The sequence below is a fragment of the Verrucomicrobiota bacterium JB022 genome (assembly GCA_030673845.1).
Classification (GTDB): domain Bacteria; phylum Verrucomicrobiota; class Verrucomicrobiia; order Opitutales; family Oceanipulchritudinaceae; genus WOUP01.
Genome location: JAUTCQ010000024.1, coordinates 1 through 25,338, shown reverse-complemented (window position 1 = coordinate 25,338; position 25,338 = coordinate 1). Strand labels below are relative to the sequence as shown.

At 64.8% G+C, this 25,338-nt stretch carries 2 protein-coding genes; both read left to right on the top strand.

Going from position 1 to position 25,338, the window contains the following annotated elements; translation table 11 throughout:
* Window positions 1-118: 118 nt before the first annotated feature.
* Window positions 119-25,066 carry an amino acid adenylation domain-containing protein gene (locus Q7P63_17780; GenBank protein MDP0501947.1) on the top strand — a complete coding sequence of 8,316 codons (24,948 nt, stop codon included), beginning with the start codon at window positions 119-121 and terminating at the stop codon, window positions 25,064-25,066.
* Window positions 25,063-25,338 (top strand): beta-ketoacyl synthase N-terminal-like domain-containing protein (locus Q7P63_17775; protein ID MDP0501946.1); only part of this gene is annotated, 276 nt, incomplete at its 3' end. The genes Q7P63_17780 and Q7P63_17775, both read left to right, overlap by 4 nt.

The window sequence follows — 25,338 nt, the reverse complement described above, 5'->3', positions numbered from 1 at the left end:
AAGAAGCACTTTTTTTGACACAAATCAGCTTGGCTAACGACCTGTTCTCGCTTTTGATCGCTTCCGTCTTTGTTTGATCGTCCGTCTGTGTCCTAAAACTCACCTCTTCCTGCCCGCTGTGAAACTGTCGTCTTATTTGTTAGGCGAAAACGCCCATGCGCTCGCATGTGCGGAAGCGTGGTTGGAACGCGGGCACGGGATCAGCGCGATCAGCACCGTCGACGAAGCCCTGTGCGGCTGGGCAGGAGAGCGAGCCATTCCAGTCGTAGCCCCCGGCCTGGGCCTGGCCGAGTGCTTGCAAGCCGCTGGCGCCGCAGATGTGCTCTTCAGCATCGCCAACTTGCGGGTCTTGCCGCCAGAGGTGTTGGCCTTGCCCGCAAAGATGGCGATCAACTTTCACGACGGCCCGCTGCCGCGCTATGCCGGTCTCAACGCTCCGGCCTGGGCCATTCTGCACGATGAGAAGATCCACGGCATCACTTGGCACCGCATGCTCCCGGAGGTCGACGCGGGCGAAATCCTCGTGCAGAGGCTCTTCCCGGTCGCTCCCGACGAGACCCTGCGCAGCCTCAACCGCAAGTGCTTCGAGCACGCGCTGGAAGGCTTTCAAGAGGTTATGCAAGCACTCGAAACAGGGGAGTCCGCGTGGCAGGCACAGCAGGGTGAGCGCACATATTTTGGCCGCTGGCACCGCTTCCCTCAGCTTGGCATTATCGACCTTTCCCAAGACCTGCCTACACTGCTCAGGCATTGCCGTGCACTCGACCACGGCAAGCCTCCCTCGCCTTTAGGCCCCGCCAGTCTCCTCACGGCCGACGGCCGCCTGCTGACCTTTACCCGATACCGACTCGTGCCCGGGGCAGGGGGTAAAGCGGGCGAAATCCGCACGGCCGGTCCCGGTTTTGTCGAGATCGTCGCGCATGGTGGCACGTTACGCTTCGACGGCTTGGCCGATGCCCACGGGCAGCCCTTTGACGCCACGCGCCTTGCGGGCCAGCCTTTCCCCATTCTCACCGCCGCCCAACGCGACGCGCTCGACGCGCTGGGTCAGGAACCTCGCGAGCTGACGTTGGCCGACCTCGAAGCAACCTTGGCCATCGCGAAGGAAGCAACCGGAGACGGCCTGCGGGCGAAGCTTCTCGTGGTGGCGCGGGAAGTCCTGCCTGCGCTCACCATCGACGAGGATACCGATTTGGAGGCCGCCGGATGCGATTCGATCCACTTTACCCGCCTCAGTGTGCGCCTGAACAAGCGCCTTGGCTTGAAGCTGAGCGCAGCCGTGTTTTTTCGCTGCCGCACCCTGCGCGCGCTACATGCCGAGATCACGGGACAGGGGGCCGCCCCCAAGCTGGATACGCTGGTGCCGCTCAATGCCGGTCAGCGCATTCTCTGGCAACTTCATGAGCTGAACCCGGCGGCGGTCGCCTACAACCTGCCTTTCGCCTTTCGCCTGACACCCGATTCGCCCTTGCGCGATGAAGTGAAACTACGGGCGGCACTGGCCCAAGTGGTCGCGGCCCATCCTGCGTTGCGCGCAAGGTTCGAGGCGGGTAGGGAAGTCGTCCAGCGCATCGCCTTCCCGCTCCCCGAGCTACCTTGGCAACAGGTACCCGGCGAGGCCACCGCCGACGCCCTCGAAGCTGCCGCACGTCGACCTTTCGACCTCGCGCAGGAGCTGCCGTGGCGGGTGGTATACTTTGCAGAGGCGGGCATGTTGCTCTGCGTCTTCCACCACCTGATTTTCGACGGCGTCTCACTTGGCATCTTTCTCGAAGACCTCGCCCGGGCCATACGCGGCGAATCCTTGCCGCCCGTGGAAGGCACCTTGGCCGATTTCGCGACCTGGCAACAGCAATCGCTCGATACCGAAGACTCCGAGGCCGCCCGCGATTACTGGAGTCGGCAGCTCCGTGATGCGAATCCGGTGCTCGATTTGCCGACCGATTTTCCGCGCCCCCCCGCGCCGGTCTTCGAAGGGCAAATCCATGCGCAGGAGTTGGATGCGGCTTTTTCCGAGCGGCTGCGTCAGTTGGCTCGGGACGCAGGCGTGCGGCCCTATACCGTCTTGCTGGCGGCCTACGCGCTGGTCTTGAGCCGCCACAGCCAGCAGAATGATTTGTGCCTCGGCCTGCCCTTGGCCGGTCGACCGGAAGCCTGCTTCGACCGTACGCTTGGCGCGCTTTTCAACCTCGCGGCGCTGCGCTTGTCGCCGGATGCACAGGAAATGGGCAAGGCCTGGCTGCAACGCGTGCAACAGGTGGCCGATGCGGCTCTGGAGCACGAGCACCTGCCATTTGGCGAGGTGCTGCGCGTGCTTCGGCAGTCCTCGCTCTTTCAGGCGGCCTTTTATGTCCAGCCGCCGCTCCCCACCGGAGCGCTGCAGACGCTCGGGCTGGTTCCGGTCCGCGAATTGCGCCAGACAGGGGAGTTCGACCTCGTGCTGGATGTGGTCGAGACGGAGGGCAGCTACGCGCTATACTGGAAGTTCCGCCCCTCGCTCTTTTCCGTCGGCACGATTGCCGCGATGGCGAGCCAACTGGCCACCCTCGTCACCAGCCTTGCCGAATCGACTGCCTGCAGCGTGTCGCAGCTCGCCATGGTTGCCGCCACAGAGCGCCACGATTTGCTGTACCGTTGGAACGATACCGCCGCCGATTACCCGCGTGAGCGTTGTGCCCACCAGCTCTTTCTCGACCAAGCCTACCAGCACCCCGATGCTCCGGCCGTGCATTTCGAGGGCCGCACGCTGACTTATGGCGAGTTGGAGGCCCAATCGCGCCATCTGGCCCAGCGTCTACAGGCGCGAGGTCTCGGCCCCGGCGACCTTGCGGCATGTCTGGTCGAGCGCAGCGAACGCTTGCCGGTCGTGTTGCTGGCGATCCTCCGCACCGGTGCGGCCTACGTCCCGCTCGACCCCACCCACCCGGTGGAGCGCCTGACCTACACGGCAGAGAGCAGCGGCCTGCGCCTCATTGTGACCGAGGCAAGGCTGCAAGGGCGTCTCCAGCTGCCGGGCGTCGCGGAAGTGCTGGTCGACCAGACGGCAGGCGAGCCAGCAGGCGAACTGGTGGAGCAGGGTGCCCCCACGGCGCTGGCCTATGTCATCTACACCTCCGGTTCGACCGGCAAACCCAAGGGCGTCGAAATCGGGCACCGCGCGCTGACCAACTTCCTGTGCAGCATGGCACGCGAGCCCGGCTTTACCGCGCAAGATCGCATCCTCGCCGTCACCACTGTCAGCTTCGATATCTGCGGGCTCGAGATGTTCCTCCCGCTCGTCACCGGCGGTTCACTCGAAATCGTCTCCAGCGAAACCGCCCGCGATGGCATCCGCCTGACGGAGATACTGGGCGAAGGCCATACGACGGTGATGCAGGCGACGCCCGCCACGTGGGAAATGCTGCTGGCGGCGGATTGGGAGGGCGACTCGGCTTTGAAGATTCTCTGCGGCGGTGAGGCGCTGGGCTCGCAACTGGCCGATGCGCTACTCGACCGGTGCGGCGAACTCTGGAATGTCTACGGCCCCACCGAAACCACCATCTGGTCGAGCCTTTGCCGAGTGCAGCGCGGCGAAAAGATCACCGTCGGGCATCCGCTCGCCAATACGACCCTGTATGTCCTTGATGCCGCACTGGAGCCCGTACCGGTAGGGGTCGAGGGCGAGCTATTCATCGGCGGAGATGGGGTGGCGCAAGGCTACCGGGGCCGCTCTGAGTTGACGGCAGAGCGCTTTCTGCCCGATCCCTTCCGCCCAGGCGAGCGCATCTATCGCACCGGGGATGCCGTGCGCCGCCTCGCCGATGGGCGCATCGAGTTTCGCGGTCGCATTGATTCGCAAATCAAGCTGCGGGGCTACCGCATCGAACTGGGCGAGATCGAAGCTACCCTGGAAAAGCTGCCCCGGGTCGAACGTGCAGTCGTGGTCCTTCGCTTCGAAGGCGATGCCCACCTGGCGGCATTTGTCGTCGCCCCCTTGTCAACCGAGCGCGACGTAACTGCCTGGCGCGAATCGCTCGCCCAATGGCTGCCCGACTACATGGTGCCCAACCGCATCCATCGCCTCCAGGCCTACCCGGAGACGCTCAACCGCAAGGTCGACCGTAAGTCGTTGACCGACCTGCCGCTGAACACGCTGTTGGCCCGCTATGGCGCAGCGGAAGCCCCCGCGGCCCAAGCCAGCACCGCTGCGCCCACCGATGGATTTCTGGACTCGCTGCGTCAACTGGCCGCGCGGGTGCTTGAGCAACCGGCCCATACGCTCGACCCGCAGGAGCCGCTCGGCCAATACGGCTTCAATTCGTTGCGCTTCACGCAGTTCAGTCAGCTGCTGAATAAAGAGCTTGGGCTGCGGACCAACGCCTCACTGTTCTACCAGTTTGGCACCTTGGACGCCCTCGCGCACCATTTGCGCCCGCTGGAGGTTCCCGTTGTTTTCTCCCAGCCCCAACCTGAAGCGCCCGAAGGCGATGCGGTGGCCATTATCGGCCTCGCCGCCCAACTCCCGGGCGGTAATCTGGAGGCCTTCTGGCAGCTGCTGCTGGAGCGGGGCGAGACCCGCCGGGAGGTTCCGCCCGAGCGTTGGGACTGGCGGGATTATCCCGATCAACCGGCCGCGCGCTGGGGCAACTTCATCGAAGACGTAGACCACTTCGACTATCGCTTCTTCGGCATATCGCGGCGCGAGGCCGAAGCAATGGACCCACAGCAGCGTCTGCTCCTGCAGCTGGCCTGGCACGTTTTCGAAGACGCCGGTTACGCCCCTTCTCACTTCGCTGGCAGCGAGGCGGGCGTCTTCATCGGCACCACGGGAATGGACTTTGTCGACCTGCAGCGCCTCGCGGGCCGCGAAGTGGAAGGCCATACGCTTTCGGGCCAGGCGCACACCATGCTGCCCAACCGCCTCTCGTATTTTTACGATCTGCATGGGCCCAGCGTGGTGGTGGATACGGCTTGCTCCAGCTCGCTCGTGTCCATTCACCGTGCAGTTGAGGCGATCCGGCAGGGGCAATGCCCGGTCGCGCTCGCAGGGGGCGTCAACCTGATCCTGAGCCCCCTCACCTCGATGGCGCTGAGCAAAAATGGCATGCTCGCGCCTGATGGCCGTTGCAAAGCCTTTGGCCAAGGCGCAGACGGTTATGCGCGCGGAGAAGGTGCCGGGCTGGTCTTGCTGAAGCCTCTTGCGGCGGCGTTGCGCGACGGCGACCTGATCCACGGCGTGATTCGCGCGACGGCCGAGAACCATGGCGGGCGCATGCATTCGTTGACAGCTCCCAACGCCGCCGCACAGGCCTCCCTCGTCCGCCGTGCGCTCCAGGCAGCGGAGCTTTCACCGCGCACCATCAGCTATCTCGAAGCCCACGGCACGGGCACTTCGCTGGGCGACCCGGTCGAGCTAAACGCCCTTCATACCGCCTTTGCCGAAACGGCCAAAACACGCGGTGAAATGCTGCCAGCGGAGCCGTTCTGCTGGCTCGGTTCCGTCAAGTCCAACATCGGACACCTGGAAGCCGCCGCTGGCATCGCCGGGCTCACCAAGATCCTGCTCTCTTTCCAGCACGAGCGCCTGCCCGCGACCCTCCACGCAGGCGAACCCAACCCGATGCTGCCTTTGGGAGAGGGCCCGTTTGCCCTGCTACAAGATGCTCAGCCTTGGCCTCGCGGTTCCGAACCCCGTCGGGCAGGGCTGAGTTCGTTCGGTTTTGGAGGAAATAACGCGCACGTCATTCTGGAGGAGCCGCCAGTCGAGCATGCCACGCATAGTGTTTCGGGGCCATTTGTCTTTGTCTTTTCAGCGCAGAAGGAAGAGCGCCTGAGCGAGTGGCTGGCGACCTTTGTGGCCTGGCTCGAACGTAACGAAGTCCCGCTCGACCGTGTGGCCTGGACCTTGCAATGCGGTCGCGAAGCGATGGCCTCCCGGCTCGCGCTGGTCGCCGCCGACAAGAGCGAACTGATCGCCGCGCTGCGTGCCCAGCTGGCAGGGCGGGGGAATGGCAAGTGCTTCGTCTCGGGCGCAGCGGCCACGATCGCCGACCAGAAACTAAAAACCGCCTTGGAAAACCGCGCTGGGTCGGCCCTGGCACGCGCCTGGGCCTCCGGTTCCAAGGTCGACTGGGCGCAGCTCTACGTGCAGCCGCCTCGTCGAGTGCGTTTGCCGGGTTATGCCTTTGCCCCCAGCGCATTCCCGTTGCCACGCCTCATCCGCAACAAAGCAGGATCCTCCCTTGCCGCGCTGATCGACTCCCGCACCGAGGAGCGCGATGTGATCACCTTCCACCGCACGTTGAGGGCCGACGAGTTTTTCCTCGCCGAGCACCTGGTGCACGAGGTCGCGGTATTGCCGGGCGTGGTCGGCTTGGAGATGGTGCGCCAAGCCGCGTCGTTGGCTGAGCCTGATAGTATACCCACCGGCTTGCGCAATGTCGTATGGATGCAACCAATAGAGATCCAGCCTGGGCAGGCACAAACGGTGCAGATCCGGTTTCAACGCCCTGCTGGTGAGCGCGCAGGCGCATTTACCGTTGAAACCGCCAATGGTCTCCGCCACGCCCAAGGCCGTGCCATTTTTGGTGCCGTAGAGACCGTTCCCGCGCTCGATCTAGCGGCGATCCGCACCCGCTGCAAACACGGCCTGACCCGCGCCAAGGTCGAAGCGACATTCACAGCTCGCGGCTTCGGCTATGGGCCGACTTTCCGCCCCATCGAGGCGCTCTATTACAGCGAAACGGAAGCCCTCGCCGAGCTGCACCTGCCGGCTTCTCGCGCAGACGATGGCGATGCCTATGTCCTGCACCCGGCGTTACTTGAAGGGGCGCTGCAGGCCGCGCTCGGCCCGCTGGGGCACCGTCGTGAAGACTCTTACCTGCCGTATTCGCTGGGTGAGCTGCGCTTGCATGCTCGCCTGTTTGCCCCGCGTGCGTGGGCTCATGTGCAGTGCCCGCCCGCCAGCGACAGCAACGGCCTGCGTCGCCTCCAGATCACTGTCTGTGACGAAGCGGGGCGCGTCCTGGTCGAGCTGCGCGACTATCTCGTGCGCCCCATCCGCTCCGCCACCGCTTCCGCATCGTTGCGGCAAGTGTATTTCGGGCCCGTCTGGCGGGCTCTGGCGGCGAGGGCAGGGGAGCTTGACGGGCCTGTTTTAGTCCTCAGTGGCGAGCCGGCTCCAGTGCTGCCTGATGGCATCCACCTCCGGCCAGCGGCGGCCTTTGCGCAGAGGGCGCCCAACGCGTTTACCCTCGACCCGACTTCGTGCGAACAGTGGCGACAACTCTTTGCCGCGCTGCGAGCACAGCCTGCCGCACTGGTCAGCCTGCTGCCGTTGGAAACGCCCATCGGCACCGGTATCGATGAGCAGTTGGATGTCGGCTATGCCGCGCTTTTTGCTGCGGCTCAAGCCTGTTGGGAAGCCGCCAAAGTCCGGCCGATCCGCCTCCTGACCCTTGCGCCAGACGCCTCCGTGCCCGCCTCTCATGCCTTGGCTGCGTTCGCCCGCTCGCTGCGTCAGGAGCACCCAGGCTTGCAGGCCTCACTCTGCCGCACAGGGGATTTCAAATCCTCCGCCCTCGCCGGATTACTCCCTGCCGAGCTTGCGGATAAGGAATCGGTGGAAGTCGCCTATCGTAAAGGGGAACGCTTCATCGCAGGGCTCGAAGCGTTCACGCCAAGCGCCGACCCGTCGCCCAGCTTCCGTGCCGGGCAGCACTGGCTCATCACCGGCGGTAACGGCAAGCTAGCGCATATCTTTGCCCGCGAGGCGCTGGCCCATAGCGCGCGGGTGAGCCTGCTCGGCCGTTCCACCGCTTCGGCCGCCACGCAAGCTCTTGTGGACGAGCACGCTGCCGCCGCCTACAGGGTGGCCGATGTTGCCGACGATGCTGCCTTGGCGACCGCTTTAGCTGCCGCGCGGGCCGAATTCGGGCCCCTCCATGGCGTGATACACGCGGCCGGTCGCATCGACGATGCCCTGCTGCACGACAAGGCGCCGGAAGCGACCCTTGCGGTGTTGCGTCCGAAGGTGCAAGGCGCCCTCGCTCTCGACCGCCAGACGCGCAAAGACCCATTGGAGGCGTTCGTCCTGTTCTCTTCGGTATCTTCCGCGCGTGGGGCCGCCGGGCAGTGCGATTACGCCTTTGCCAACGGATTCCTCGATGCTTTCTCCATCGCGCGCAACGAGCAGGTCGAGGCTGGCCGCCGCGCCGGAAAAACCCGGTCGCTGCAATGGCCGTTGTGGGCCGAAGGCGGCATGTCTCTGCCCCCCGCGCAGCAAAAGCTGCTCGCGACCACCATGGGCATCGCACCCCTTACGACGACCGGTGGCTTGCGCGCCTTCAAGACCCTCATGGCCAGCACGCAGCCCGTTGCGCTCGTGCTCGAAGGGCCCGATCCGCACCTGCCTGAAGCCAAGGCAGCTACGGCGAAAACCGTCGCACTCGAAACGCCAACGCCATCGACTCCCCCCACGGTGCCAATGGCCTTTTTTGCTGCGTTGAAGAGCCAGGCCGCCGAGGTTTTACGTATCGACGAAGCGGAGGTCGCGCTGGAAGACAACCTGGGTGAATTGGGCTTCGACTCGATCACCAACGTCGAATTTGCCAACTGGCTCAACGAGCGTTTTGGGCTGGAAGTGACCCCCGTGCTCTTCTTCGAATACGCAACGCTGCAAGCCGTCGGCGAGGCTCTTTGGCAAGATCATCGTGCGGCTCTCGCGGCCCATTTTGCGCCGGTCTCCGCTCCGGAAACCGCTGCGGTCCAGTCAAACCATGCCGCGCCGGAAACGCGGCCTCCTACCGCCGCGTGGCCGGAGCAGGCCGTGGCGGTGATCGGGATGGCCGCACGACTGCCGCAATCCGATTCTCTGGAAGCGTTCTGGCAGCACCTTCTCCATGGCGACGATCTGATCACGGATATCCCATCGGACCGTTGGGACTGGCGTTCGATTCATGGTGATCCAGTGCGCGAGCCGGGCCGTGCGGCCTCGCACTGGGGCGCATTTCTACCAGATGCCGCCCGTTTCGACGCCGCCTTCTTCGGGATCTCGGCCCGTGAAGCCCAGTTGATGGATCCGCAACAGCGTCTGGCGCTGGAATGCGTCTGGCATGCGATCGAAAACGCGGGTTACCGCCCTTCGAGCCTGCGGGGCAGCCGCACCGGCCTCTATCTTGGCGTAACCAATACCGACTACACCGACGAGTTGCGGACGCGTCTGGGCGAGCGGATGGAGTTCCTTTACGACACGGGCAATGGCCACGCCTTCCTGGCCAACCGGATCTCGCACCGGCTCGACCTGCGGGGCCCGAGCGAACCGGTCGACACCCTTTGCTCCAGTTCGTTGGTCGCGATCCACCGCGCGGTTAATAACTTGCTACGTGGCGAATGTGAGATGGCGCTGGCGGGCGGCGTAAGTGTCATTGCGAGCCCGCGCCTCAACGTCAGCTTTGGCAGCGCACAGATGCTGGCCTCCGATGGCCGCTGCAAGACTTTCGATGCGCACGCGGATGGTTTTGTGCGGGGCGAAGGCGCGGGGGTGTTGCTGCTCAAGCCCTTGGCCCAGGCGCTGCGCGATGGCGACCCTGTGCTGGCGGTGATCCGGGGTACTGCCGTCAATCATGGCGGAAACACGGCCTCGCTCACCACTCCCAACGCGCAGGCGCAACGCGATTTGCTTGTGGATGCCTACCGCCGAGCCCAAGTAGATCCGGCCACCATTGGCTACGTCGAAACCCACGGCACCGGGACGGCGCTGGGCGATCCGATCGAGGTCAACGGCCTGAAAAAGGCCTTTGCCCAGTCCGCGCAAGGCCCGCTGCCCGCCGGTTACTGTGCGCTGGGCGCACTCAAGACCAACATGGGGCACTTGGAAGCCGCCGCCGGGATTGCGGGTGTGATCAAGACGATCCTGGCCCTGCAGCACGGAGTGATCCCGCCCAACCTGCATCTGGAGCACGAAAACCCGCACCTCCAGCTCGCGGGCAGCCCGTTTTACCTGCCGCGTCAGGCGACCCCTTGGCCGCGGCTGGAGCAACCTCGCCGCGCAGGTGTCAGCTCCTTCGGGGCCGGTGGCGTCAACGCGCATGTCGTGCTGGAATCTTACGATGCAGAGCCAATGCCAACGCCTGTCGCGGGCCCGGAGCTGTTCGTCTGGTCGGCCCGCACCGAAACGGCTCTCGAAGCCCAGCTTGCAGCGTTTGCAGACCACCTCGAAGCACTGGAAGAGCGTTTCGCTTTCGCGGATGCTGCGGCCACTTTGCGCCAAGGTCGCGACGTTTTCGCGTGTCGCGCGGCCCTCGTCGCCGTTGATGTTGCCGATTTTAGCCGCCGCCTGCGCACGCAACAGGGCCTCCTGCGCGGCACGGTGGCAAAGCCCTCGAAGAGCACCGCCAATTGGCCGAAGATTCCTACCCACGAGACATTGGAATCGCTCGCGCGTGATTGGACCGAAGGCCGCTTCAGCAACTGGCCCGACGAGCAGGGCACATGGCGAAGGATCGCGCTGCCCGGGTATGTGTTTGACGCCACTCGCTTCTGGCTGCCCGAGGCCAAGGCGACACCGCCCACGCGCCCGGTCGGTCTGCTGGCCGGGGCGAGCCGCCAGGGTAATGTTTTTCAGCTGCACTTGCATGGCGATCACCCCTTTCTGCGCGACCACGAGATCGGCGGGCAACGGTTGCTGCCAGGTATGGCCTCTCTCGGTTTGGCGGTCGAAGCCCTGCGCGAGACCGAGCATCCGGTGCACTCGCTTCGTCGGATTGCCTTCCTGCGTCCGCTCATTGCCGGTGCCACCGGGCTGGATATCTCCGTTGCCCTGCACGACGATGGTTTTACGGTTGAGGCGGAGCGCGAAACCGGGGTTCGGGCAATGGCCAGCGACACTGCTTTCACGCCGGAGCGCCTCGATTTGGAGCCCCTGCTGGTGCGTGCGAGCGAGCAGCTCGAAGCCGAGGCCTTCTATGCCCAGCTCTCCTCGGCCGGCATGCACTATGGGCCTGGTTTACGCAGCGTAAGACGCGTCTGGCGCAGTCGAGACGAATGCCTCGCCCAACTCATTTCGCCGCCCGCCGCGTTTGCTGCTGAAGCTACCTTGCCACCCGCCATTTTCGACGGCGCGCTGCAGGCGATTGCAGGCGTGCATGCGGCCGAGGGCGGTGCCTTGGTTCCGTTCTCGATCGAGCACTTCCAGTGGTCGGGTGAACCTTTGCGCGAAGCCTATGTGCACGTGCAACGCGAGACGACCGAAGGCACGACGCCGCACTTCACGATCCGCATTGCCGACCGCGAAGGCAACGTCCGCGCACGGTTGGAAGGCGTTGCGGTGCGCCCGCAAAAACCGACCCCTGTTCCACGCTTTTTTGTCCCGCGCCCGCATCCGATAGAGACGGCTCCGCGTCGCCTCGCTGCAGAAGCCGTCCTGCTATACCCGGAGGCTCAGCCGGCAATGGCCGAAGCGGTGCGCCAGGCCTTGCGAGCGCGGAATATTGCGGTGAGCGAAACTGCCTCGCTGACGGCAGATCTTCACCCCGAATGCGACATCTTTGCCTTTGCGCCAGCCGTAGAATCAGACGCCTTGACCGAGCGGTGGGGGCACGACCTACAGACGTTGATCGCCCGCGAAGAACCCGCGCACGTCTGCCTGCTGGCCAGTGAATCCGCTCCGGTTGTCTCGGCAATTTGGGGTGCGTTGCTGGACGCAGCCGTCGCGGAAAATCCCTTCCTGCACGGCGGCACCTGGGTATTGGCAACCGATGGAGATGCCGCTGGTTTGGCCGCCCAAATCTTAGAGGCCGATACGAGGTCGGGCCTGCTGGCCCCCGAGGGCGGCATGCGTGCGCGCCTGATTGAAGCCGAGTTGCCGGCTGCTACGGACTCTGCTTATCGCGAACGAGGCATCTACTGGATTGTCGGCGGAGCCGGTGGGCTGGGGCGCGTTCTCACCCGCCACCTGCTGGAGCACCATCGGGCGCAAGTGGTGGTGACCGGGCGTCGCGCGGAGCAGGAATTGCCGGGCGATCTCCAAGCCGAGTGGCGGGAGTTGGCTCGCGCCACCGGAGGCGAAGTCCGTTATCGCCAGGCGGCAGCCGACGACCTCGAAGCGATGACGGCCATTCACGGGCAAATAGTTGCCGACTGGGGTGCCATGCATGGCGTCTTCCACGCGCCGCTCGTGCTGGCAGATGGGGCCATGCGCAACCTGTCTTTTGAAGCACTCGACCGCGTGCTGCGGCCCAAGCTGCAAGGTGCGCGCGTACTGGCCCAGATTCTGCCGGCGCAAGGCCTCGATTTCCTCGCCTTTTTCTCCACCGTGCAGTCGTTTACCAGCGGTGCGGGGCAGGGTAACTACGTGGCTGCGAGCCGCGCCCAAGACGCCGTTGCCGCCAGCCTCCGCGAGCAGATGGCCTATCCGGTGCAGACGATCCACTGGGGCTATTGGGGCGAAGCTGGCGCGGTGGCGACCACCGATTACCGCCGCCGACTCACCGCCCAAGGAGTCGAGCCGATCACCAACCATGCCGGTATGGTCGCCCTGGAGCGAGTACTGGCTTCCCGGCTCCCTGCGGTGGCTGTCTACGCTGGTAACGAGGCTGCACGGGCCGCCATTGGTGTGCTGCCCGACCGGAAGCTGGTCCAGCTGGGCGACATCGCGACTTTGCCCGCCTCCGCAGCTTTCCCGCTCGCCTCCGCAGATCGTGCACTGACGGATTACCTGCAAGCTTTCTCGCGCCTGGAAACATGGGGAGTGGCTCGCGCACAAGCTGATATCCGGAATGTCGATCTCGTCGCGGTAGCTCCGGAGCAACGCCGCCTGCATGCCGCCCTTTCACGTCTGACGGTGGGCGACACGCTGGCCGGTGGTGATCTCAAAGCCCTGCTGGCCGATTACCCCGCCTTACGCCCGGCTGCCCGACTGCTGGAGCGCTGCGTCGAGGCCCTGCCGGCCATTCTGCGCGGCGAAGAGCGCGCGACGGATGTCATATTCCCCGAGGGCAAGCTCGATCTCGTGGAGGCGATCTATCGCGAGCATCCACGCGCTCGCTGGTGCAACGATCGCCTCGCGACTGCCCTGACTGCGCTCGTCCCGAAAGGCCGTCCTTCACTGCGTATCCTGGAAGTCGGAGCCGGCTCAGGAGGCACTACGGATACGCTCCTTCCGCTGCTGGAGCGCTTGGGCATCGAGGCCGAATATGTCTATACCGACCTTTCGCCCGCCTTCCTGGAGTATGGCCGCCGCACGTTCGGCCATTACGCTGGGTTGCGTTGCTGCCGCCTGAACATTGAGGAGCCGATCCCTCCAGAGCACCTTGCGCGCTACGACCTTGTGGTGGCGACCAATGTCCTGCACGCCACACGCCGCCTCGACGAAACGCTCGAGCACGTGCACGCCCTGTTGCGCTCCGGCGGTTGGCTCTTGCTCAACGAGCTGACGCAGGCTCATGCCTACGACACACTCACCTTTGGGCTGCTCGGCGGCTGGTGGCGCTTTGAAGATAGGCGCCTGCCCGATGCGCCCATCGCCTCTTCCCAACTCTGGCAGCGTCTCTTGGCCGCCCGAGGTTTCGAGGCCCATTCCTTGGGTGGCGAAGCTTATGGGCAGACCGTTTTTGCGGCACGTGCCGATGGCCTGCGCGACGCCTCGACCACTCTGACTGCTGCGCCGTCGCCGACCGTCGCCGCTACCTCCGAACTTTCCGAAGAGAACGCCATGAACCAGATCGAAGCCGAAATCCGGGCCGCCTTGGCCGAACTCCTCGGGCCCGAAGCCGCTACCGTCGACGCGCAAACGGCATTCTCGGAATACGGGGTGGATTCCATCAGCGGCGTGTCACTGGTCTACCGCCTCAACGATACCTTCGGTCTCAAGCTCAAGACGACGGTCCTCTTCGACTATCCCAACCTGGCCGCACTGACAACCCACGTGGCCGAGAAATCGCCGCGTGCACCGCAAGCGCCAACCCCCGTGCCCCAGGCGGTCGCCGTGCCATTGGCGGCGCCGGCTACCCCGGTGGTCGCGAGTCGGTCCACGCCCATTTTCGACGATCCGATACTGCTGACAGGCGCTCGTCCGGCGGCTTGGCGAATCCATGGCCCCGGTGGTGTCGACGGCCTCGCGCTCGAACCGCTAGAACTGCACCCGCCGGCAGACCACGAAGTGCGGGTGCGCGTAACGGCCTGCGCGCTCAACTTCGGCGACTTGCTGGCCACGAAAGGTCTTTACCCCGCCATGCCCGCCTATCCCTTCACGCCCGGCTTTGAAGTCGCGGGCGAGGTGGAGGCCGTGGGCTCGGCAGTCAGCGATTTTTCACCCGGCGACCGCGTGTTTGGACTCACTTCCAGCCACCTCGGCGGCCACGCAACCCATGTGGTGACGGAGGCTCGCCTGCTGCGCCTTTTGCCTGATGGCATTTCCGCCGAAGAAGCCGTTGCCTTGCCGGTCGCGTTCCTCACTGCGCATCATGCTTTTTCAGCTGCCCGTTTGGGCGCAGGCGAGCGCGTGCTGATCCAGACCGCCGCAGGCGGGGTTGGGCTGCTGGCAGTGCAATTGGCCCAGGCCGCAGGCGCAGAGATTTTCGCCACCGCTGGCAGCGCGGAGAAGCTCGAATATCTCCGTCGTTTAGGCGTACCATACGTCATCAATTACCGCACGGAAGACTTCGCCGCCCGCATACGCGAATTGACTGGCGGCGAGGGCGTCGACGTGGTGTTGAACACGCTGAGCGGCGGGGCGATCCAGCAGGGGCTCAACCTCCTGCGCCCGGGCGGTCGCTATCTGGAAATCGCGCTCGCGGGGCTGAAAGGGGCGAAGGGCCTTGACCTCTCACGCTGGCTCGAAAACCAGGAGTTCCACAGCATCAATATCGCGACCCTGATCGCCCGCCAACCGGAGTTGCTCGCGCGCTACCTCGACGAGATGGTTGCGGCACTGGAGCGAGGCAAAGTGCGGGCGACGGTGGGCAAGAGCTTTGCCTGGAGCGAGCTGCGCTCGGCCTACCGCTGGTTGGAGTCGCGCCAGAGTATCGGCAAAGCGGTTGTGCGCGTGACATCGCAGTCGGTGACGGTGCAGGAGCCCGAGCGCTTCGAGGTGGCCATCGTCGGTTACTCGGCTCAATTCCCGGGCGCGGCCGATGCGACGGAATTCTGGGCCAACCTCGCGGCGGGCAAATCGTCGATCACCGAAGTCCCGGCGGGCCGCTGGGATCTCTCGCACTACGATCCCGACCCGCATCGCCTCGACAAGACACACAGCAAGTGGGGCGGCTTCCTCGACGGTATCGACCAGTTCGACCCGAAGTTCTTCAACCTCTCGATGAAGGAGGCCAGCCTGTCCGACCCCCAGCAGCGTCTCTTCCTCGAGCATAGCTGGAAGGCACTGGAGCATGCGGGCTATGCGGGTATCGAGCGGCCTGTCTGTGGCGTGTTTGCAGGCACCTGCGGCGGTGATTACGAGCGGTTGCTGCGCCAGCATGGCATTCCGCGTGAGGCCCAAAGCTTCTGGGGTAACGACGACAGCATCCTGGCCTCGCGTATCGCCTATTTCCTCGACCTGAAGGGTCCGGCAGTCTCTATCGACACAGCCTGCTCTTCCTCGCTCGTCGCGCTCCATCAGGCTTGTCAGAGCCTGCGCACGGGCGATTGCGAAATGGCGCTGGCCGGGGGCGTGTTTGTGCGCACCACTGAGCATTTCTACATCCTCTGCAGCAATGCGGGCATGATCGCCGCTGGGCCGGAGTGCCGCGCCTTTGGAGCCGATGCCGCTGGCTTTGTGCCCGGGGAGGGTGTAGGCGTGCTCGTGCTCAAGCCGCTGGCCGACGCCCGTCGCGCTGGGGATACGATTTACGGCGTCGTCAAAGGCAGTGCGATCAATCAGGACGGCCGCACCAACGGCATCACGGCTCCCAGCGCGCGCTCCCAAGCCGCCGTCGAACGGCTGGCCTACGAACGAGCCGGGATCGACGCACGCCAGCTCTCCTATATCGAGGCGCATGGCACCGGCACCGAACTGGGCGATCCGATCGAGGTCGAAGGCCTCAACCAAGCCTTTGCTGCCGATACCCGCGACCGCCAGTTTTGCGCGCTCGGCTCGATCAAAACCAACATCGGGCACACCAGCGCCGCCGCCGGGGTCGCGGGCGTGCTCAAGGTGCTGCTCGCCCTAGAGCACAGCCAGCTGCCACCTTCGTTGCATTGCGCGCGCGAAAATCCGCACATCGACTTTGCCGACAGCCCCTTCTTTATGAGCCGTGAGCTGCGGGCGTGGCCGGCGCGCGCAGACCAGCCGCGCTTGGCCGGGGTCAGCTCGTTTGGCTTTAGTGGCACGAATGCCCACGTCGTGCTGGCCGAGGCACCTGCGCTGCGCTCGACAGCTTCCCGGTCGGCGGTTTACCCAGTTGTCGTTTCGGCCAAGACGCCCGCCGCGTTGGAGGCGCTTTGCCGCTCGCTGGCCGAAGCCTTGCAAACGACGACTGCTTCGTTGGCCGATGTAGCGGGCACGCTTGCGCTCGGTCGCCAGCCATTCGCTCATCGCCGCGCTTTCGTCGCGTGCGATTTGGCTGATCTCGTTGCCCAACTACGCCAAAGCACTGGCATTGCCGCAGGTGATGCGCTTTCGAAGGCTCAGGTCACACGCTACCTGGCCGAGTTGAAAGCCGCGCGGACGACGGCCTCCGCCGAGGTTGCTGCGCGTGCGGTAGCCGCTCATTTCGCTGCTGGCGGATCGGTTGCGTGGGATAGCCTCTTTGTGCGCGGCAGCTTCCGCCGAATCTCCTTACCCGGGCACCCGCTAGAAAAGGTTCGCTGCTGGGTGAGTGGCTCAACGCCTACGCCCTCCATGCCCGCGCCTTTGCCGGTCGTGGAGACCAAGCCAGCCATCGCCCCCGCTGCCAATGCCGAAGCAGCGCTCTGCGCCGCCTTGGCCGAGGTCGCCTATCTGGAAGCAGAGGCGGTCGATCTGGATGCCTCGTTCGAAGAGTTCGGCCTCGATTCGATCATGCTCGTCGAGCTGCAAGACCGATTGACGGGCCAGTTCGAGGGCCTGACGAAGAGCGCCTTCCTCGAAGCCGCCACGCCGCGCGAGCTGCTCGCCCTGTTGACGCCCAACGCTTCGATGCCGCCAGGATCGGCACCCGCGGCAGTCACGCCGCCAGAGCCCACCCAAGACGACCGTGTCGCCATCATCGGCATGGCGGGCATGTTCCCCGGCGCGGTCAACCTCGAAGCCTTTGCCGCGAATCTTCGTGCCGGAACGCACGCGATCAGCGACGTTCCCATGTTGCGTTGGGACGCTGCCGCACAGGGTGAAAGCGTCTACTGCCGCCAGGGTGGTTTCGTGGACGGCGTCGAGCTGTTCGACCCGTATTTCTTCAAGCTGACGCCCGCCGAGGCGCGCCGCATGCCGCCCGAGGAGCGTCTGCTGCTGGAAAAAGCAGCCGAAGCCATCGCCCATGCCGGTTACAGCCCGGACGATTGGCGCGGCCAAAAGGTCGGCGTCTTTACCGGCCAGACGACGAACACCTATTCACTGCGTGGCGGGCATACCGACCCCTCGACCTACCGCCTCGCCAACCGTATTTCGTGGTTCTGGGACTGGCGGGGGCCGAGCCTGAACGTCGATACGGCGTGCTCTTCGACCCTCGTCGCCCTCGACCTTGCCTGTCGCAGCCTGCAGCGCGGCGAATGCCCTGCGGCACTGGTCGGTGCGGCCAATCTTTACCTGCACCCCGCCAAATACGCCCTCATGTGCCAGCACCGCATGATCGCAACGACGGCGGCGGACGGTATTTTCGGGCGCGGTGGCACCGGCTTCATGCCAGGGGAGGCCGTCGGCGCACTGCTGCTCAAACCACTTTCGGCTGCGCTGCGCGATGGCGACCGCGTGCTGGGCGTCGTGCGGGCGACCGCGACGGCGCACAAGGGCAGGGGAGGCAACGCCTTCGTTTTGCCCTCACCGGAGGGGCAGGCCGCCTTGCTACGCGAAGTATTGGCCGAAGCCCGACTTGAGGCGGACGCGATTGGCTATATCGAAGCACAGGCCATCGGTTCCGAATTGGCTGACGAGGCGGAATGGACGGCGCTGCGCAAGGTCTTCGGCGAAGTGAATCAGCCCGTTACATTGGGCTCGCTCAAGCCGCGGATTGGCCATGCCGAGGCTGCTTCCGGGCTGGCGCAAGTCGCAAAAATCCTCGCTCAGTTTGCTGAAAATGTAATTTTCCCGACTGCCTTGGCTCGGGATGCAAACCCGGCTCTCGACTTGGCGAACGGACCGTTCGAAATAGCTTCGGCGGTCCAACCGTGGCCGACGAACCGCGCCCACGCGCTGCTCGCCAGCTTTGGTGCGGGTGGCAGCGAAGCCGCCGTGGTGCTGGAGCGCTTCATCGACCCTCGCCCGACCGAGCAGGTTCGCGCGCCCTTGGCCCCACCCGTTTTTGAGCGCATCCGCTGCTGGACCGATGAAACGCCCGCCGCCGAAGCCGCTTTGGCTGAGGTCGTAGAGCCTAAGGAGGGTGACGTCGGCAGCTATTACAACATTGTCGCGACCGATGCCGAGCGCACGATCAGCGACAAGGAGATTTACCTGACGTTTGCGCCGTTTGCGGAGCGTCGCCCTGGCTTTGCCTGGCTCAAGGCTTCCTTCCAGCCCGAGACTTGCCCGGAGGCCGTGGCCATGATGCACGAGAAGCAAAAGGAGATGCGGCGCGTGCTCTTCCGCCATGTCGATTTTAGCCAAGTGGGTGGCGTGATGGATCTCGGTTGCGGCTTCGCGACCGACCTCATCCAGATCGGTCGTCACCATCCGCAAACGATTGGCAATGGCTACACCTTGTCCTCACGCCAGGCCCAGTTGGCGAACCAGCGGATCGCCAAGGCGGGACTCGGTGAGCGCTTCCAGGTCTTCTGCCGCGACAGCTCGAAAGACGAACTGCCAGCGGTTTACGATCTGATCATCGCCTTCGAAGTAACGGTCCATATCGCAAATAAGGACGGAGTCTTCGGCAACGCCGCCCGACACCTGAGCGAAGGCGGCTGGATGGTACTGGCCGACGTGATCAGCAACACTGCCGCCGAAGTCGACGCCGCGCACCTCGGCCAATATACCAATACGCAGGAGCAATACAGCCGCATTCTAGCCCGTCATGGGCTGGAGCTGGCCTGCTGCGTCGAGGCCGGCAAAGAGCTGGGCAACTTCATGCACGACCCGGCCTTTGAGGATAACCTCGACGAGCTGAGCCGCCTGCAGCCGGAGATGTGCGGCGCGGAAGTGGAGCATCGAGGCTGGCACCGCTTTGGCCTGCTGCTCGACCGCGGTCTGATGCGCTATTCGCTGCTGACCGTGCGCCGCGCCTATGGGACCGAAAACGAACTTTTCGCGCGCAACCAAGCTGCGTTTGCCCGCTCGCTGACCTATTCGCAGTGGATCGCCCAGCATCCCGAGTTCGTGCATGACACCCCGGCGCAGGTCGTTGACACCGGATCCGCGTTGGAACAGCTGCATGCGCTGGCGGCCAAGGCATTCGAGATGGACCCTGCCCGGATCGACGCCGACGCCCGCTTTGTAGATTACGGGGTAGATTCGCTGATGGGGCTGCTGTTTGTCGAAGAGGTCAACCGCGCGCTGGGCCTCAAGCTGCCGATGCGCGTCGTTTACGACCACTCCAGCCTGCGCGATCTTGCGGCTCATCTGCTCAAACAGCACCCGACCGCATTCGCCTCCCAAAAGCCCGCACCAGCCGGCCCTCTGCAGGTCAAACCAGCCACCGTCGTGGCGGAGCGTGCCGCGCCGATGGCGGAAGCCTCGGATGACGCGGTGGCAGTGATCGGCATGGCCGGGCGCTTCCCCGGTGCTCACAATGTCGCATGCCTGTGGGAAAACCTGTGCGCAGGGGTCGACTCCGTGACGGAGGTGCCCGCGAGTCGCTGGGATGCCCAACGCTTCTTTTCACCGCAGCCACAGCCCGGGAAAACAATCGGTAAATGGGGCGGCTTCCTTGAAGGCGTGGAGCATTTCGACCCGCTTTTCTTCCACATCTCGCCTGCCGAGGCAGAGGTGATGGACCCGCAGCAGAGACTTTTTCTGCAGACTGCGTGGCACGCGTTGGAAGATGCGGGCCTGCCAGGAGAGCGCCTGGCTCATGAGCGTTGCGGCGTTTTTGCAGGGGTGCTCAATAACGACTATCAGCGCCTGATCGAACGCGCCGGTGACGACCGACGCAACCAAAGCATGTTGGGGGTCGCACAGTCTATCCTCGCCGCCCGCATCGCCTATTTCCTTAACCTGAAAGGGGCGGCGCTCACGGTCGATACCGCCTGCTCGTCATCGCTGGTCGCAATCCACCTCGCCTGCCGCAGCTTGTTGACTGGCGAAAGTCGCATGGCTTTGGCCGGCGGCGTCACGCTCTACCTCGACGAGGTTCCGTTCCTTTCCATGAGCGCAGCTGGCATGCTGGCCCCTGGTGGACGCTGTCGCCCGTTTGATGCCCGGGCAGATGGCATCGTACCGGGTGAGGCGGTGGGCGTGGTGGTGCTCAAGCGCTTGCAGGACGCGCTGGCCGACGGCGACCGCATCCACGGCGTGATCCGTGCGAGCGGCATGAATCAGGACGGCAAGACCAACGGCATCACAGCCCCCAGCGCAGCGTCCCAGGCCGAGTTGCTCCGCGAAGTCTATACACGCGCGGGCATATCGCCGCGTTCCATCGGCCTGATCGAGGCCCACGGCACCGGCACCGCTCTCGGCGATCCGATCGAGGTGGCGGCATTGACCGAAGCCTTTTCGCCTGCGACCCACGACCGTCGCTTCTGCGCCCTCGGCTCGATCAAGAGTAACCTCGGCCATACCAGCGCCGCCGCCGGAGTCTGCGGCCTCATCAAGGCGCTGCTCTGTCTGCACCATGGGAAGATCCCGCCCTCATTACACTACGAGCGCGACAACCCGCACGCGCCCCTTGCCGAGACGCCTTTCTACGTGCCAGCGGTGCTCACGCCATGGGCACAAGGTAGCGAGCTACGCCGGGCGGCAATCAGCTCTTTCGGCTTTAGTGGCACGAATTGCCACCTTGTGCTGGAAGAGGCTCCCAAAGCTTCCCGGAGCGCCTCGGTGCAAAGCTCGCAAGCCTGCCTGTTCTCCGCCCGCACTGAGGCGAGCCTGCGCGATTTCGTGCGCGAGGTGGCCCGTTTTCTGGACATAAACGAGGTGCCGTTTGCCGACCTCGTGCATACGCTCCAGCACGGGCGCCAGCATTTCCGCGAACGCCTTGCGGTAGTGGCCGCCAATCCTGATGCCTTGCGCCAGCAACTGCATGCGTGGCTAGCGGGCCAATCGTCGAACTGCCACCGTGGCCAAGTGCAACCTGGCTCAGCTGCCGCCGCGAACACGGTTGAAGGGCAGGCTCGGGCGTGGGTGCACGGCGCGCCCATCACTTGGCCGAAGCTGGGCCGCATCGTCAGTCTGCCGGGCTACGCCTTTGCCCGCGAACGCTGCTGGATCGTCCCCGTCAAGGATGAGCCGCTGATCGTTCACGCCAGCGATCCGCTCGTGCGCGACCACGTAATCGACGGCACTCCGATCCTCCCCGGCGTCGGCTTTTTGGGCTTGGTGGTGAAGGGCCCCACCGCCTGGGCCGAAGTAGCCTGGCTGCGCCCGCTGGCGGTCAAAGGACCAGTCCCGCTCGAACGCGTGGAAATCGGCGACGTCCTTGCCCTGCGACGCGACGACGAGACCCTCTTTGAACTACGACGCGCAGAGAACACGGCCCATCCGTCGCCCGAGGCGTTGAGCGCCATCCAGTCTCGTTGCTTGCAAACCCTGGTGGTCGCGAGCCTCTATCGCGACTTTGCCGTGAGTGGCCTCGTTTTCGGGCCCAGCCTGCAGGTTGTCCAGGGGGCAACGAAGGGGCAGGGCGAGGTGCTTGGACAGCTGCAAACTTCCTCGACTTCCTCCGGTGATTTCCGCCCGGAACTGCTCGATGGCGCATTCCAGCTCGTGGCACTGCTGGAGGGTTCGGGCGCGGTAAGGATGCCGTTCGCCGCGCGTGGCTTCCGATTGTTGACTGCGATGCCAGCGCGAGTGTCGACCCATGTTCGCCGTCTGGGCGTAGACCGTTATGCGCTGGCCCTCTATACCCCCGAAGGTGGCTGTTGCCTGCAAATCGACGAGCTGACCTTGCGCCCGCCCAAGCCTACTGGCCCCGAACTGCCGCAGTGCGGCTTCAAGCCCACGTGGCAAGCACTGGAACGGCTTCCGCAACCCATAGGGTCGATCGGCCCTGCTACGGTAGCCTATCTGGGCGCAGGCGAAGCCTTTGCGCGTCAACTGTTCCCGCAGACGACGCCCATCTCCCTGGAGCAACTAAGTCTGCCGACCGACACCGCCCGCCTCATGATCGTCGCGAGCGGGGAGTCGGCTGCCTCCGATCTGGCGTGTGCGGCCGAAGCGCAGGCGATGACCCTTGCGCTTTTCCGCTTGATCAAACGCCTGCTCGCGACGGGCTGGGCGGAGCGTCCGCTCGATCTCCGTCTCGTCGTGGACCGTGCGCAGCCACTCTTCCCCAGCGAAACTCCCCGACCGGCGACTGCGGCACTGTTGGGGTTCATCCGTTCGACTGCCCGCGAATATCCGCAGTGGCGGATCCGTGCGGTCGATGCCAATTTCGACGAACCGGCGAGAGTGGTGCAGCCGCTGCTGGCGCTCGATATGCCGGCGGAGGTGCTGACACGTAGCACAGGCATCTGGACGCGCCAGTTGAGCGCTCAGCCGCTGGTTCCACCCGCCCGGCCTCTGCGTCGCCAAGGCGTTTATCTGATTGCCGGCGGCACGGGTGGGGTAGGGTTCGAAACCGCTCGCCTGCTGGCACAAGAGGCCGCCGCACGTCTGGTTTTGCTGGGGCGGCGCCCGGAAGATGCTACTATACGCGCCCAACTGGCTGAACTTGAGGCCCTTGGCGCGCGGGCGATCTATATCAGTGGTGATGTGGCCTGCGCTGTCGACTGCGCTCAGGCCGTGGAGCGCTGCCAGCGAGAATTTGGGGCGCTGCACGGCGTAGTGCAGGCCGCCTTTGTGCTCGCCGACGAGACGTTGGCACGCATGGATGAAGCGCGCCTGCTCACTTCGCTGCAGGCAAAACTGGCTGGGACGGCGGCTTTGGCCCAAGCGGTGCGCGGGCTGGCACTGGACTGGTTCCTCGTGCATTCCTCCGCCCAGAGCTTTGCCGGCACCGCTGGCCAGGCCAACTACGCTGCTGGCAGTCGTTTTCAGGACGCCCTGACGGAAGCCCTTGCTGCCGAGACGGGCTTGCCGGTGCGGATTGTCAACTGGGGGCTGTGGGGCGACGTGGGCTCCGTGGCCGGGCCGGGCTACCAAAAACGCCTCGCAACCGCCGGCATCCTGCCGATCAGCCCAGCCGAAGGGCGTGAAACGCTCCGCTGTGTCCTCGCCGGCCATGGCACGCAAACGGTGTATTTGAAGGCCGATTTGAGTATACTGACAGAGTTGGGATGCCCCGTATCAAATGAAGTTCGCCGTGCATCGGCAGAGGTGGCGGTGCCTTTATCGGCGGTTTTGAACCAGCGCATCCTGACTCTGCCGGACGAAATTGAACTGGCGCGCTACGACGAGGCCTTTGCGGCTTGGGAAGCCTGGGGGCGTCAGCAACTTTTTGATATGCTCAAGGCCTCCGGTGCATGGGCGCATGGCCCCGTGGGAGTCGAGACTTTAGCCGACCGCCTGAAGGTGGTGCCTGCCTCGCGCTCACATTTCCGTGAGCTCGTGCAAAGCCTCGTCCGGGTTGGCTTGCTTCGTGTGACCAAGGACGGCTTCGAACCTGCCGGTTTTGCTCCGGTCAACCGGCCGCAAGCCCTTGAAGCTCAAGGCCGGCTGCTCGAAGCCTGCCTGCGCGAGGCCCTGCCGATCTTGCGCGGCGAAAAACGTGCCGTAGACGTGCTCTTCCCTGGCGGCTCGATGGAGCTGGTCGAGGCGGTGTATCGCGGCAATCTGCTCTCCGACCACTATCAGGAGGCGGTGGCGCAGACGGTGCTGGCCTTTGCCCGCCAATGCTCCGGGCAGGTACGGATCCTTGAGATTGGTGCGGGCACGGGCGGCACGACCCAAGCCATTCTGCGGGCGCTGGAGCCCTTGCGCGGCCGGATCGACTACACCTATACCGACGTATCGGAGGCGTTTCTCGACCACGGGTGCCAGGTCTTTGGTGGACGCGGTATCGCTTACCGAATCTGCGATATTACGCGCTCTCCCGTCGCCCAAGGCTTTGATGCCGGCAGCTTCGATCTCGTCGTGGCCAGCAACGTCCTTCATGCCACTCCTGCCATCGAGGCGACGCTCTGCCACCTGCACTTGCTGCTGAAGCGCGGTGGCCTGATGGTCGGACAGGAGGTGACACGCCTGCGCGATTTCGCGACTTACACCTTTGGCTTTACCCCTGGCTGGTGGGCCTTTCGCGATCCTTGGCACCGGGCGTCGGGCGGCCCGCTGATCACAGATCAGCAGTGGCAAAAGCTGTTGCAGAAAAACGGCTTCAGCACGGCCCAACTGGATGCAGCCGGACTGGCGCAGGCCGACCACCGTCTCGTTCTTGGCGTGTCCAACGGCTGGATTGTGATACCTCAGCCGCGCAAGGCCCCCGCTGCCTTGCCGCCCACACCCAGAGCGCCTGCCGACTCGCCTGCGGTAGATTCGGCGCAACGCTACTTGCGCGAGATGTTGTCGCGCGCGCTGCGGATCCCAGCCCACGAGTTCGACGATCTGACGCCGGTCGAGGAATATGGGGTCGACTCTCTCGTCATCCTCAACCTCAACCGCGAGCTGCAGCAGCGCTGCCCCGGCCTACCGTCGACGCTGTTTTTTGAGTGTCCCACGCTCGCCAGCCTCGCCGCTTATCTGACGGAGCATTATCCGCAACAGTTCGCCGTCTCCCGCAAGACCCCTCCAGCAACACCGCCTCCTCCTCCCAGTCTCGAATCGCTCTTTCGCTCCAACGGTGAACTGCGTGGGCGGGTAGAGCAGCTCGACGAGGGAACGATCGATGCACTGCTGGCGCAACTCTCTCACCTCGAACCGCAGGGTAATTCATGACCGCCGCCGAAAAACGCGAAAAGCTGATCCGTTTGATCGAATCGCTGCGTGCTCCTGCCGGATCCGCGCCTTCTGGTGCGGTTGCGATTATCGGGCTGGCGGGGCGTTTTCCCGGGCCGGGCGCGAGTGGCTTGCTGGCGCTGGAGGATGGGGAGCCAGGCCGCGAAAATCAGCGCGCCTTGGGCCATTTCTGGCACAACCTCTGGGCGGGCCACGATGCGGTGACGGACATCCCGGAAGATCGTTGGGACTGGCGGGCGCACCACGAGGCG